This is a genomic window from Burkholderia pseudomultivorans (assembly GCF_001718415.1).
Taxonomy (GTDB): Bacteria; Pseudomonadota; Gammaproteobacteria; order Burkholderiales; family Burkholderiaceae; genus Burkholderia; species Burkholderia pseudomultivorans_A.
Map to the genome: position 1 here is coordinate 2,801,853 of NZ_CP013378.1, position 13,922 is coordinate 2,815,774.

10 protein-coding genes are annotated in these 13,922 nt (G+C 73.2%); 8 read left to right on the plus strand and 2 right to left on the minus strand.

Translation table 11 applies throughout. From position 1 onward, the window contains the following. Genes bcsZ through WS57_RS25275 form a run of 8 tightly spaced genes read left to right on the plus strand, consistent with a single transcriptional unit; the run spans nt 1 to nt 12,342 of the window. The gene (gene bcsZ / locus WS57_RS25240) at nt 1-1,209 is read left to right on the plus strand and encodes a cellulose synthase complex periplasmic endoglucanase BcsZ (RefSeq protein ID WP_069244981.1); all 1,209 of its coding nucleotides are present in this window, start codon (nt 1-3) and stop codon (nt 1,207-1,209) included. After that, on the plus strand, nt 1,194-5,111 hold the full coding sequence (locus tag WS57_RS25245; RefSeq protein ID WP_069244982.1) for a cellulose synthase subunit BcsC-related outer membrane protein: 3,918 nt from the start codon (nt 1,194-1,196) through the stop codon (nt 5,109-5,111). The genes bcsZ and WS57_RS25245 overlap by 16 nt, the downstream gene beginning before the upstream one ends. Nucleotides 5,112-5,120: 9 nt before the next feature. Further along, nucleotides 5,121-7,067 carry a cellulose biosynthesis protein BcsE gene (gene bcsE, locus WS57_RS25250; RefSeq protein WP_069244983.1) on the plus strand — a complete coding sequence of 649 codons (1,947 nt, stop codon included), beginning with the start codon at nt 5,121-5,123 and terminating at the stop codon, nt 7,065-7,067. Then, entirely contained in the window at nt 7,064-7,273 is a 210-nt protein-coding gene (locus tag WS57_RS25255) for a hypothetical protein (protein ID WP_040127179.1), read from the plus strand. The genes bcsE and WS57_RS25255 overlap by 4 nt, the downstream gene beginning before the upstream one ends. Then, entirely contained in the window at nt 7,270-8,049 is a 780-nt protein-coding gene (gene bcsQ / locus WS57_RS25260) for a cellulose biosynthesis protein BcsQ (RefSeq protein WP_059518354.1), read from the plus strand. Before WS57_RS25255 ends, bcsQ begins: the two co-directional genes overlap by 4 nt. Beyond that, nucleotides 8,046-10,583, plus strand: a complete 2,538-nt coding sequence (gene bcsA / locus WS57_RS25265) for a UDP-forming cellulose synthase catalytic subunit (protein WP_059482363.1) — start codon at nt 8,046-8,048, stop codon at nt 10,581-10,583. Before bcsQ ends, bcsA begins: the two co-directional genes overlap by 4 nt. A 26-nt stretch (nt 10,584-10,609) precedes the next feature. After that, on the plus strand, nt 10,610-12,166 hold the full coding sequence (bcsG, locus tag WS57_RS25270) for a cellulose biosynthesis protein BcsG (RefSeq protein WP_069244984.1): 1,557 nt from the start codon (nt 10,610-10,612) through the stop codon (nt 12,164-12,166). Then, entirely contained in the window at nt 12,148-12,342 is a 195-nt protein-coding gene (locus WS57_RS25275; protein ID WP_069244985.1) for a hypothetical protein, read from the plus strand. Before bcsG ends, WS57_RS25275 begins: the two co-directional genes overlap by 19 nt. A 70-nt stretch (nt 12,343-12,412) precedes the next feature. Here the strand turns inward: WS57_RS25275 and WS57_RS25280 are convergent, their stop codons facing one another. After that, nucleotides 12,413-13,297 carry a pirin family protein gene (locus WS57_RS25280; RefSeq protein ID WP_069245482.1) on the minus strand — a complete coding sequence of 295 codons (885 nt, stop codon included), beginning with the start codon at nt 13,295-13,297 and terminating at the stop codon, nt 12,413-12,415. 29 nt (nt 13,298-13,326) lie between these two features. Then, nucleotides 13,327-13,719 (minus strand): OsmC family protein, encoded by a 393-nt coding sequence (locus WS57_RS25285; protein WP_040127184.1) that lies wholly within the window; start codon nt 13,717-13,719, stop codon nt 13,327-13,329. Nucleotides 13,720-13,922 lie beyond the last annotated feature (203 nt).

Consider the following 13,922-nt stretch of genomic DNA (forward strand, 5'->3'; position numbering starts at 1 on the left):
ATGGGCCGGGCAATGGCAGGGCGACGGGCATGGCGCGTCGGCGCGACGCTGGCAGTGGCGGTCGCGGCGACGTGCGCGGCGGCCGGCATGGCCACGCGCGCGCAGGCCGCGGGCGGCAACCCGGCCGATACGGGCTGCGCCGCGGCGTGGCCGCGCTGGGATGCGTTCAAGCACGACTTCGTGTCGCCCGACGGGCGCGTGATCGACGTCGGCTCGGCCGATTCGCGCACGGTCTCCGAAGGGCAGGCGTACGGGCTGTTCTTCGCGCTCGTCGCGAACGACCGCCATGCGTTCGACACGATCCTCGCGTGGACCGAGAACAATCTCGCGCAGGGCGACCTCAGCGCGCATCTGCCCGCGTGGTTGTGGGGCCGCGCGCCGGACGGCGCATGGCGCGTGCTCGACGCGAACGCGGCATCGGATGCCGATCTGTGGATTGCCTATGCGCTGGTCGAGGCCGGGCGGCTGTGGCATGAACGCAGCTATACGGCGCGCGGCGCGCTGCTCGCCAGGCGCGTGCTCGACGACGAGACGGCCGTCGTGCCCGGTCTCGGCCTCACGCTGCTGCCGGGGCCGACCGGATTCCGGCTCGCGAACGGGCAGTGGCGCGTGAATCCGAGCTATTCGCCGCCGCAGGTGATCCGCGGGCTCGCCGCAAGGCTGCCCGACGATCGCCGCTGGGCCGCGCTCGCGACCAGCACCGCGCGCGTGCTGCTCGACACGGCGCCGAAGGGTTTCTCGCCCGACTGGGCGCTGTATCGCGCGGGCGCGGGTTTCGAGCCCGACCCGGACACGCATGCGGAGGGCGCGTACAACGCGATCCGCGTGTATCTGTGGGCCGGCATGCTCGATCGCGCCGACCCGCTCGCCGCGCCGCTGCTCGCGCGGTTCGCGCCGTTTGCCGAGCGCATCGCCGCGCACGGTGCGCCGCCGGAGAAGGTCGACACGACGACGGGCGTCGCGGCGCCGAACGACGGCAACGGCGGTTTTTCGGCGGCGGCCGTGCCGTTTCTCGATGCGCGCGGCCAGCATGCGCTCGCGGATGCGCAGGCCGCGCGCGTCGATGCGCTCGCGCGCCAGGCGGCGCCCGGCTATTACACGAGCGTGCTGACGCTGTTCGGCTTCGGGTGGCGCGACGGACGCTACCGTTTCGGCGCGGACGGCTCGCTCGACGTGCGCTGGGGAGACCGGTCGTGCGCCGCCCGCTGAAGCGCACCGCGCCGCATGTGGCGGGATTCGCGTGGCTCGCGTCGTCGGTGTGCGCGGCGGCGCCCGGCGCAGCGCCGCCCGGCGCGAGCCCGCCGCAGGCCGCGGTGCCGAAGGCCGCGCCCGCGGCGCCGGCCCGGCCGGCATCCGCGGCGGCGGGCGCCGATCTCGCCGATGCGCGTCGTCAGCTGGCGACCGCGCGGATGTGGGGCGTCAAGCATCGCGACGACCTCGCGCGCGACGCGCTGAACAAGGGGCTGCTGATCGCGCCCGGCGATCCCGAGCTGCTCGCGGAGCAGGTGCGCGTGCTGCTGCGGCTCGGCGACGCGAAAGGTGCGCAGGCCGCGCTCGCGCGCCTGCAGGCGCGCGCGCCCGATGCGCCCGATACGCGGCGGGTGGCCGACGAATACCGCGTCGCGACGAGCGGGCGCGGCGAGATGGCCCAGATCCGGCTGCTCGCGCGCAGCGGCCGCGCGGACGAAGCGGCCCGGCGGATCGTCGCGCTGTTTCCGAACGGTGCGCCGTCCGGCGCGCTCGGCGCCGAGTATTACCAGATCGTCGCGAATGCGCCGGGCGGTCGCGAGCCGGCGATCGCCGCGCTGCGCCGCGCGGTCGCGGCCGACCCGGGCGACACGAGTTCGGCGCTCGCGCTTGCGCGGCTGCTGAACCAGCGCGCCGACACGCGTGCGGACGCGAACCGGATCGCGTGGGCGCTCGCGAAGCGGGCCGACGCCGATCACGCCGAAGCGATGGCCGTGTGGCGGCGCGTGCTGCAATCCGCGGGCGCCGATCCGGCCTATCTCGACGCGCTGCACGCCTATCTCGCACTGGCGCCGGACGAGACCGAGTTCAGCGATCGGATCGCCGAACTGGACCGCCAGCGCGAGGCGCAGCGCCGGCTCGAACGCGATCCCGACTACATCGCGCAGCAGCGCGGGCTGCAGGCGCTCGCGCGCGGCGAGCTGGCGGCCGCCGATCCGCTGCTGACGCGCGCCGCGCGCGCCCGCGCCGAGGACCCCGACGCGGTGGGCGGGCTCGGCCTGCTGCGCCTGCGACAGGGCCGTCACGACGAGGCGCGGGCGCTGTTCGCGCGGGCCGCGTCGCTCGGCGCCGACCAGCGCGGCAAATGGGAAGGCCTTGCACGCACCGCGCGGTTCTGGGGCCTGCTCGCGCAGGGCCGCGCCGCGGCGGCGGCCGGCCGCGCGCAGGAGGCCGAGCGCGCGGCGCGCGCCGCGCTCGCGATGCAGCCGGACAGTCCGGACGCGAAGCTGCAGCTCGCCGACGCCTTGCTCGCGCAGCGCGACTGGGCGCGCGCGGAGCCGCTGCTGCGCGAATTGCTGGCCGCGCGTGCGCCGAGCCTGTCGGCCGTGCGGGGCGCGGCCACGCTGTACGAAAACACCGGCCGCGCGGACCGGATCGGACCGCTGCTCGATGCGTTGCAACAGCGGATGACCGACCGCGACGATCGCCATGCGCTCGACGGCCTGCGTGCCGACCTGCTCGCGAACCAGGCGCGCGCGCTCGCGGACAAGGGCGAACGCGGGCCCGCCGCGCAGCGTTACGAGGCGGCCGTGCGCGCGGCGCCCGACGCGCCGTGGACGCGCTTCGCGCTCGCGCGGCTGTATCGCGACATGGGCTTGCCGCAGCTCGGCCGCACGGTGATGGACGAAGGGCTCGCGCATGCCGGCACGCCCGAGATGCGCTATGCGACGGCGCTGTACCGCAACTCGCTCGACGACGTGGCGGGCGCGCAGGCCGCGCTCGCGCCGGTCGACGACGCGCAGCGCTCGGACGGCATGCGCGCGCTGGCCCGCAAGCTCGACGCCGAAAGCGCGCTGGCCGATGCGCGCGGCGCGTTCGGGCGCGGCGACCGCGCGGCATTCGCGGCGGCGCTCGCGCACGCGCAGGCGAGCGCGCCGGACGATCCCGACATGCTGGCCGCGCTCGGCACGCAGTGGATCGACGCGGGCGACGCCGATCGCGGCCTCGCGCCGCTGCACGACTGGATCCTCGCGCATCCGGCCGACGCCGACGCGGACGTGCGGCTGCGCTACGGCGACCTGCTCGGCCGCGCGGGGCGCGACGACGCGCTGGCCGCCTGGCTCGACACGCTGCGCGGCCTGCCGTCGCTGACGCCCGCGCAGTCCGCGCGGCTCGAGGATCAGTCGCTGCGGCTCGTGCTGCGCCGCACCGACGACGCGATCGCGCGGCAGGACTATGCGCAGGCGCGTGCGCAGCTCGAGCGCGCGAGCGCGGCCGGCCGCGCGGATCCGCGCTATGCGCTCGAACTGGCCGATCTCGAACGTGCACAGGGCCACTACGGCGCGGCGCGCGACGCGCTCGCGCCGCTGGCGACGCGCACGCCCGACGATGCGAACGTGCAGCTCGCGCTGGCCCGCATCGACGAGGACAGCGGCGCGCGCGCCGCCGCGCTCGCCCGCGTGCAGGCCGTGCTCGCGCGCACGCCGGACGACGACGTCGACACGCGCCTGTCGGCGGTGCGGCGCCTGAATGCGCTGCGCCGCCCGGACGAGGCCGCGCAGGTCACGGAGCAGTTGCAGGCCGCGTATCCGGCGCGCGCCGACGTGTCGCTCGCGGCGGGCAGCGTCGCCGAGGCGCAGGGCCGCTACGACGACGCGGCCTCGCTGTACCGGCTGTCGCTGTCGCAGGAGCGCGCGCAAGGCGTGACGCCGCGCCGCGACGGCCGCACGCCCGCGCAGGCCGCGTTCGCGGATCTCGAGCAGCGCCGCGACCCGGAGATCGAGATCGGCTGGCTGCCTGCGTACAAGTCGGGCGACAACGGCGTGTCCCTGTATCGCGCGCAGCAGGTGCCGGTCTACATGCAGCTGCCGGTGCGCTACGACGGGCATGCGTTCCTGCAGCTCGACACCGTGCATCTCGACGCCGGCACGCTCGACACCAGCGATCCGTCGTCGTACGCGCTGAACACGTTCGCGCTGTATCCGGCGCTGAACGCGCCGGCCGCGAATCCGCCGGGCTCGCTGCACCAGTCGGCGACGGGCGTCGCGGTCGGCGCGGGCTACAAGACCGACGCGTGGCGCTTCGACGTCGGCACGTCGCCGCTCGGCTTTCCGGTGCAGTACGTGGTCGGCGGCGTGCGCTACCGCTTCGACGCGGGCCCCGCGAGCTTCACGGTGAACGCGTCGCGGCGGCCCGAGACCAGCAGCGTGCTGTCGTATGCGGGGTTTCGCGATCCGTGGACGGGCGCGGTCTGGGGCGGCGTGCGGCGCGACGGCATCGACCTGCGCGCGTCGGCCGACGTCGGTCGCACCAACCTGTTCGCGGAATTCGGCGCGGGCGTGCTGTCGGGCCGCAATGTCGAGCGCAACGCGGCCGTCACGCTGCGCACCGGCTTCACGGTGCCCGTGTACGAACGCGCGACGATGCGCGTGAGCACGGGGCTCGTCGGCAGCGCATGGCACTACGCGCAGAACCTGCGCTACTACACGTACGGGCAGGGCGGCTACTACAGCCCGCAGCGCTATCTGTCGCTCGGCGTGCCGCTCGAATGGGCCGGGCGCGTCGACGCGCTGTCGTGGGACCTGACCGTGACGGGCGGCATCTCGAACAGTTACGAGCGCGACACGCCGTATTTTCCGCTCGGGGTGCCGGGCGTCGCCGGGCTGAAGTCGGCGGATGCGATCGCGGCGCTCGCTTATGGGGGCAGCTCGACCCGCGGCGTGTCGTTCTCGTACGGCGTCAACGGCATCGTCGAATATCGCGTGAACCCGCACCTGAGCGTCGGCGCGCAGCTGCACATCGATCGTTCGCACGACTATGCGCCGAGTTCGGCACTCGTGTACCTGCGCTACGCGTTCGACGCGCGTGCGCCGCGCAACTGGCTCGTCACGCCGACGCCGGTGCGCCTGTATTCGGACTATTAGGGGAAGCGCGTGAATTCCGACCTCAACGCCACTCGCTCCGCGCCCGCCGCCGCCGGGCTGCTCGGCCGCCTGCGCGCGCTGCTGGGCGCGGGGCCGGCGGGCGGCCGTTCCGGCACGCCGGGGCGGCTCGCGATCGACGGGCTGCCCGACACGTGGACGCAGCTCGAACCGGGCGGCCTGTACGCGATCTACGCGGCGGCGCGCACGCCCGCGTGCGACGCGCTCGTGTGGGAAAGCGCGCGGCAGGCGCGCACGCGCGACGTGACGGTCGTGCTCGCGCGCGACGCGGCGCGCGTCGCCGAGCAGATGCAGGCGCGCGGCTTCGCGGGCGGTGCGCGGCCGGCCGGCTGGCCGGGCCGGCTCAACGTGCTGGCGATGCCGCCGGCGCCCGCCGCCATCGACGACGCGGCCGAACCCGACGCAAATGCACCGCGCCGCGCGGCGCCCGGCCCGTTTGCGCGCCTGACGGGCGGACTGCGTGCGCTGAAGCGCTACGGCTTTCGCGCGCGCTCGCTGTATTTCGTCGAAGGCGCACAGCGCTGGTTCAGCTGGGACGATCCGGCCGCGCTCGCGGAGGAGGGGCGCGCGCTTGCCGACTGGTGTCGCACGTACCGGATCGCGCTGGTGCTGCTGCTCGATCCCGACACCGCGCCCGCGGACGCCGGCATGCGCACCGACGATCCGTCCTGGGTGCGCGACGCGGACCGTACGCCGCGCAGCGGCTTTCACGGCGTATGTGCGGGCGTCGCGCAGTTGCAGCGCACGCATGGCGAGCTGCTGTGGAGCGTCGAGTTCTGGCGCGCGGGCGACACGCTCGCCGCGGGCGAGGTGCGGCCGCTGCGGTTCGCGGCCGGCGGCCGGCTGTCGGCGAACCTCGACGCCGACGCGGCCGAGCCGGCGCGGCGCACCAAGCTCGCAAGCGACGAGGATCGCATCGTCGTCAGCCGCGCGGTGGTCGACGGCATGAGCCGCGTGCCCGCCGACTGGGAAATCGTCGACGACAACGCGGCGGTCGTCGCCGCCTGCGCGCATGCGCAAGCCGCGACGGCGGTGCTGGTGTTCCGCACGCATGCGCAGCTCGAGTCGCTGTGCGCGGACGTGCATGCGCTGCGCCGGCAAAGCGGCGGCGCGCTGAAGATCGCGGTCGTCGAGCGCGGCGAGGTGCTGCGCCAGCAGTTCGAGATGCTGGTGCTGAGCGTCGGCGCGAACCGCATCGTCGGGCGCGACCTGCCGCCCACGCGGGTGCAGGCCGCCGTGCACGCGCTGCGCGGGCAGCTTTACGCGCGCCCGGTCGCGGCCGACTATCGCGCGGCGCTCGCGGCGGCGCTCGGCGATTCGGTGCTCGGCTATCTGCCGGTCGGCGCGTTCTGTCTGCGGATTGCCGCCGTGCTCGAACGCGGCGCGGTGCTGGCGCTACCGCATACGCTCGTGAAGATGACGCTGCTGCCCGGCGTGTCGCATGTCGATGCGCTGCGGCGCTGCCATCCGCGCCGCGCGGGCGACGTCGTGACGGCCGATGCCGCGCACCTGTACGTGTTCCTGTTCGCCTGCGAGCCGGCCGACGCCGACGATGCGCTGGCGCGGATCTTCGATGCGCCGGTCGACACGCTGTCCGACCGGACCGTCTGCCTCGGGCAGGGCAGTATCGACGCCGAACTGCATGCGCTGAAGGCCGAGAACCGGCGCGCGCCGATCGCCGACTACAGCGACCTGTTCGCGACGCCGCAGCCGGCCGGCGGCGTACCGGGCCGCAGCGGCGGTGCGGCGCCGGCGGTCGATGTCAACGGCGCGGCCGGTGTGACTGGCGTGGCCGACGGCGACCGGAACGCGGCGCCTTCACAGGCGGCGCCAGCCGGCGACCAGACGGCACCCGCGCCGCTGTCGTCGTTTCCCGCCGCGCGCGCACGCGGCGCCATCCGCAGCGCGATGCCGCTGCGCAAGCCGGAGGGCGCATGATTGCCGAACTCGTGATCGGATTTATCGTCGGCATCGCGATCGCGGTGCCCGTGTGGATCGTGACGCAGCACCTCGGCATCGGCCGCGGCTTTCATGCGCCGCGCGGGATCGGCCGGCAGGACGCGGTGCCGTGCGAGATCGTGCCGGTCGCGCTGCGCGGGCGGCTGCTGCCCGATGCGAGCCGCACCGACGAGGCCGTGCGATGAAGACGATCGCGATCACCTCGACGACGGGCGGCGCGGGCCGCACCACGCTCGCCGCGGCGCTCGCGGTGCTGCTCGCGCGCCGCGGCCGGCCCGTGGTCGCGGTCGAGTTCGATCCGCAGAACCTGATGAGCGCGGCGCTCGGTCTCGATACGCCGCCCGATGCGGGGCTCGCGCAGAGCCTGCTCGACCCGTCGCGGCCCTGGCATGCGCATACCTGGCGCAATGCCGACGGCGTGCTGTTCGTGCCGTACGGGCCGGTCGACGCGGCCGGGGCGGCCGCCTGCGACGCGCGGCTCGCGGCCGAACCCGCGTGGCTCGCGCACGCGCTCGACGAGATCGCGCTGCCGGCCGACGGCGCGGTGCTGATCGACACCGCCCGCTATCCGTCGCTGCAGGCCGAGCAGGCGATCCACCGCGCGGACCTGACGCTCGTCGTGGTGCCGCCCGAGCCGCTCGCATGCGCGACGGTCGCCGCGCGACTCGGCGCGCTGCGCGCGGGCGGCGGCGCCGTGCAGATCGTCGTGAACCGGCTGAACCCGGCGCGCGACATGCAGCGCGACGCGCTCGCGATGCTGCGCGCGGCGGCCGGCCCGTCGACGCTGCTCGAACAGCGGATCCACGTCGACGCGGCCGTGCCCGAGGCGCTCGCGCGCGGCAGCTGGATCTTCGACGATGCGCCGTATTCGCAGGCGTCGCACGACCTGAGCGGCGTCGCGAACTGGGTCGACGCATGGCTCGCGGCCGCATCGGCCGGCCACGCGGGAGCGGCGCGATGAAGGCCGCGTTCGCCGCGACGCTGCGCACGACCGGCCGCCGTGCGGCGGACTGGCTCGCGCGCGGCATCGGGCTGCCGGCGCAGCGCACGCTGCTCGACTGGCTGGTGCGGCTGTTCTTCCACGCACCGCCGCCGGGGCGCGCCGACCCCGCCCGCCGCTGGGCGCGCATCGCGTTCCTGCGGCTCGCGCGCGAGTGGGGCGTGCTGCAGCCGCTCAGCCCGCGCGAATGGCTGTGGCGCGCGTTCGTGCGGGCGCCGCACGCGGCCGACGGCCGGCCCGCGCGCGATCCGCTCGCCTGGTTCGACCGCAGCGTCGTGCCGGTCTACGTGGCGATGCGCGCGCTCGGGCGGCGCATCGACGCGGTGCTCGCGCGCCTGCCGTGGGACCGCTGGGGCGGCTGGCTCGACGCGCGCGCGAACGGCGTCGGCCGGCGCCGCTGGCTCGCGCCGCTGCTGCTGCTGGCCGGCGCGCTGATGTGGGCGGCGGCCGGGATGTCGCCGCTGATGCCCGGCGCGCAGTTCGCGTTCTTCGCGATCGTCGCGGTGCTGGCGCTCGCGCTGCGCCGGCTGCCCGGCCACCTGCCGACGCTCGCGCTCGCGTCGCTGGCCTTGCTCGCGACGGTGCGCTACGTGTGGTGGCGCACGACGCAGACGCTCGACTTCCGCAGCCCGGTCGAGGCGGTGGCCGGCTATCTGCTGTACGGCGCCGAAGCCTATACGTGGATGATCCTGCTGCTCGGCTTCGTGCAGACCGCATGGCCGCTCGACCGCCCGATCGTGCCGCTGCCCGGCGATCCCGACACGTGGCCGAGCGTCGACGTGTACATCCCGACCTACAACGAGCCGCTGTCGGTCGTGAAGCCGACCGTGTTCGCCGCGCAGAGCATCGACTGGCCCACGGCGAAGCTGCGCGTATACCTGCTCGACGACGGCCGCCGGCCCGAGTTCGCGGCATTCGCGCGCGAAGCCGGCATCGACTACCTGACGCGCGACGACAACCTGCACGCGAAAGCCGGCAACATCAACCGCGCACTGCCGAAGACGCACGGCGAGTACATCGCGATCTTCGACTGCGACCACGTGCCGACCCGCTCGTTCCTGCAGACGACGATGGGCGTGTTCCTGCGCGACCCGAAATGCGCGCTGGTGCAGACGCCGCACCATTTCTTCTCGCCCGATCCGTTCGAGCGCAACCTCGGCACGTTCCGCGAGATCCCGAACGAGGGCAACCTGTTCTACGGTCTCGTGCAGTCGGGCAACGACCTGTGGAACGCGACGTTCTTCTGCGGGTCGTGCGCGGTGCTCAGGCGCACGGCGCTCGAGGAAGTCGGCGGCGTCGCGGTCGAGACCGTGACCGAAGACGCGCATACGGCGCTCAAGCTGCATCGCCGCGGCTATACGTCCGCGTACCTGCCGACCGTGCAGGCGGCCGGCCTCGCGACCGAAAGCCTCGCGGGCCACGTGAAGCAGCGCACGCGCTGGGCGCGCGGCATGGCGCAGATCTTCCGCATCGACAACCCGTTCCTCGGACGCGGGCTCGGCTTCGTGCAGCGGATCTGCTACGGCAATGCGATGCTGCATTTCTTCTACGGCATTCCGCGGCTCGTGTTCCTGACGATTCCGTTCGCATACCTGTTCTTCCACCTGTATTTCATCAACGCGTCGGCGCTCGCGCTCGCGAGCTACGTCGTGCCGTATCTGGTGCTCGCGAACGTCGCGAACTCGCGGATGCAGGGACGCTACCGCCATTCGTTCTGGGCCGAGGTCTACGAGTCAGTGCTCGCGTGGTACATCGCGCTGCCGACCACCGTCGCGTTCTTCAGCCCGAAGCACGGCAAGTTCAACGTGACCGACAAGGGCGGCCGGATCGACCAGGGCTACGTCGACTGGTCGACGTCGAAGCCGTATCTCGTGCTGTTCGGGCTGAACGTGCTCGCGATCGCCGCCGGCCTGTGGCGGCTCGTGGCCGACCAGGGCGACGAGGCGTCGACGATCCTGATCACGCTCGGCTGGACCGTCTACAACCTCGCGATGCTCGGCGCGGCGCTGGCCGTCGCGCGCGAGACGAAGCAGGTGCGCGTCACGCACCGTATCGCGATGCGCGTGCCGGCCACGCTGCTGCTGGCCGACGGCACGACGGCCGCGTGCTTCACCAGCGACTATTCGACCGGCGGCCTCGGCCTCGAAGCGGTGCCGGGGCTGTCGCTCGCGGTCGGCGACCCGCTGACGGTGTGCGTGACGCGCGGCGACCGTTCGTTCCCGTTCCCGGCGCGCGTGAGCCGCGTGACGCCGACGCACGTCGGCCTGAGTTTCGACGCGCTGACGCTCGACCAGGAGCGCCAGCTCGTGCAATGCACGTTCGGCCGCGCGGACGCGTGGCTCGACTGGCATGCGGGCGAACAGGCCGACACGCCGCTGCGCGGACTGAAGGAAGTGCTGCGCGTCGGCGTCGACGGCTACGTGCGGATGTGGAAGGGTGCGATGCGCGGGCTGCAGGCGCTGCTGGCGCCGAAGCTCGATCGGGCGCGCGACTGATCGCCGCCTATCATGGAGTGGTTTCGATGACGTTCTGGAATCTGTATTTCATCCTGAAGTTCGCGCTGTTCGCGACCGGCCACCTGCAGCCGCTGTGGCTCGCCAACCTCGGCTTCGCGCTGGCGCTCGCGGCGAGCGCGCCGATCCGCGCGCGCGCGTGGCGCATCGTGCGGCAGGTCGCGGCCGTCGCGATCGCGGTACCGCTGCTCGCGCGCGAGCTGCATGCGCCGCCGCTCGCGCGGCTGGCCGAGGCCGCGCGCGAGGTGAGCACGTTCCGGCTCGACTACTGGATGGAGATCCTGCCGCGGCTGCTGCCGCCCGTGCTGCTGCTGACGGTGGCCGGCGCGCTGATCGTCTATTTCATCGTCAACCGCTGGGTGCGCGTCGCGACCTTCGTGCTCGCGGCGCTGATCGTGATGCCGCTGTGGCAGGCCGGCACCGGCCTGCTTGCGCGCACGACGCCGAACGCGCCGCAGCAGGCGAACGCGACCGGCATGGCGCGCGCGGACCAGCCCGAGGATCACAACGCCGCGCTCGCGACGTTCCGCGCGCAGGAGTCGCAGCGGCAGGTCGCGTTCGGCCATCTCGGCAGCGATCCCGCCGCGCAGTTCGACGTGATCGTGCTGCATATCTGCTCGCTGTCGTGGGACGACCTCGATGCGGCGAAGGTCCGCAATCATCCGATGCTGAGCCACTTCGACTATCTGTTCACGAACTTCAGCACGGCGGCGAGCTACAGCGGCCCCGCGGCGATTCGCGTGCTGCGCGCGAGCTGCGGGCAGGAGGCGCACGCGGACCTGTACAAGCCCGCGCCGCAACAGTGCTACCTGTTCGCGCAGCTCGCGAGCGCCGGCTACACGGTGCAGTCGCTGCTGAACCACGACGGCCATTTCGACAACTTCCTGCAGGTCGTGCACGACAACATCGGCGTGCCCGATGCGCCGATGGTGTCGAACGACGCGGCGCCCGTCGCGATGCACGCGTTCGACGGCTCCGCGATCAAGGACGACTATGCGACGCTCTCGAACTGGTACGCGCAGCGCGCATCGGTGCCGGGGCCCGTCGCGCTGTACTACAACACGATCAGCCTGCATGACGGCAATCGCGTGGTCGGCAGTTCGCTGACGAGCATCGATTCGTATCCGCAGCGCGCAACCAGGCTGATGAGCGACTTCGACCGGCTCGCCGACCTGATCGCGCAGTCGGGCCGGCGCGCGGTGATCGTGTTCGTGCCCGAGCACGGCGCCGCGTTGCGCGGCGACAAGAACCAGGTCGCGGGCCTGCGCGAGATCCCGACGCCGCGCATCGTGCACGGGCCGGTCGGCGTGCGGCTGGTCGGCTTTGCCGGCAACCACGGCACGACCACCGTGATCGACCAGCCGACCAGCTTCCTCGCGCTCGCGCAGCTGCTGTCGAACCTCGTGTCGAACAGCCCGTTCAAGCCCGGCGCGACGCTTGCGCAGTACGCGGCCGATCTGCCGCGCACGCGCATGGTCGGCGAGAACGAGGGCACGGTGACGATGCAGACGGCCGCGGGCTACGCGGTCAAGACTCCGGACGGCGTATGGATCGACGAACAGTGAACCCGACCGAGGGCGACGGCGATCGCCTGTCGCAGCCGAACGACGTGCTCGGCTTCGCGCGGCATCTGCCTGCATTCGATCCCGAATGCTATGTCGACGAGCAGGCGCGCCGCGCGTATCTCGACGCGCTCGAGCGCTGGCCGGTGCTGGCCAGGCTGATGGGGCGGACGCGCTGATCCGCCGGCGCGCGACGGGCGGCACGCATGCGTGCGGCTCGCCTCACGCCGCGCCGGCGCCGATGCGCGTTCAGTGGGCGCCGCGTTCCGGCTGGCGCGTCCACTCGTTTTCCTCGCCGGGCACCTTGCCGAAGGTCTGCGCGGCCCACGCGCTGCGCGCCGCTTCGATCTTCGCGCGCGAGCTCGACACGAAGTTCCATTCGATGAAGCGTTCGCCGGGCAGGTGCGCGCCGCCGAGCAGCATCGCGCGCGCGCCGTTCGCGCTCGCCAGCGCGACGCTCGCGCCCGGTTCGAGCACGGCCATCGTCGCGGGGGCGAGCGGCGTGCCGTCGATGCTCAGGTCGCCGTCGACCAGATAGACGCCGCGCTCGTCGTGCTCCGCATCGAGCGCGAGCCGGCCGCCTGCGGCGAATTCGGCATACGCGTACAGCGTCGGCGAAAACACCGCGACCGGCGACGCGAGCCCGAACGCAGTGCCCGCAATCACGCGCACGCGCGCGCCGTCGCGCTCGAACGACGGCAGCGTGTCGGCCGGATGATGGACGAACGCGGGCGCGGCGTCCTCGTGCTCGACCGGCAGCGCAACCCAGGTCTGGATGCCGTGCACGGGCTGCTCGCGCGGGCGATCGTCGTCGGGCGAGCGCTCCGAGTGGACGATGCCGCGCCCGGCCGTCATCCAGTTCACGTCGCCGGGCACGATCTTCTGCCGGAAGCCGAGACTGTCGTGATGCATCAGCGTGCCGTCGAACAGGTAGGTGACGGTCGCGAGCCCGATATGCGGATGCGGCAGCACGTCGATGCCGCGGCCGGCCGGCAGTACCGCCGGCCCCATCTCGTCGAAGAAGATGAAGGGGCCGACGAGGCGTGCCGCGCGCGCGGGCAGCACGCGGCGCACGACGAGATTGCCGATGTCGCTGTCGCGCGGCGTGAGGAGGGTCTTGATCGATGCGGACATGATGCGGGCCTCGTGGTCGGTGCGGTGCGTCACGCGATCGCGGTGTCGATCGTGATCGGATGGGTGAGGATCCGGTGTACCGGGCACGCGTTCGCGATCTGCAGCAGGCGCTCGCGCTGCTCGCCGGACAGCTCGCCGTCGAGCGTGATGCGGCGCGTGATCGTGCTGCCGGTGCTGCCCGATTCGTGGGCGAGCTTCACGTGCACTTCGGTCAGCGGCCAGCCCTTGCGCTGCGCGTACATCTTCAGCGTGATCGCCGTGCATGCGCCGAGGCTCGACAGCAGCAGCGCGACCGGCGTCGGCGCGGCGTCGCCGCCGCCGAGCGGCGCGGGTTCGTCGGCGCGCCACTGGTGGACGCCGTCGCTGAAGTGGACCAGGTAATCGATCGAGCCGATGCTCGCTTCGACGGACAGTTCGCTCATGGGAATTCCAGTTGGGGAAGGGGCCGGCACCGGCGCCGGTGGTTACGCTTCGAGCAGCCGCAGCCGCCGCAGTTCCTCGAAGGCGAGTTCGGACCCGATGCAGCACCGTGTCGTCGACTTTGCCGGCGCGGAGCAGGTCGAGCAGCGCCCGGCGCGACCCGCCAACGCGTTCGGCTTGCAGCATGCGGGTGCGCCCGCGGCGG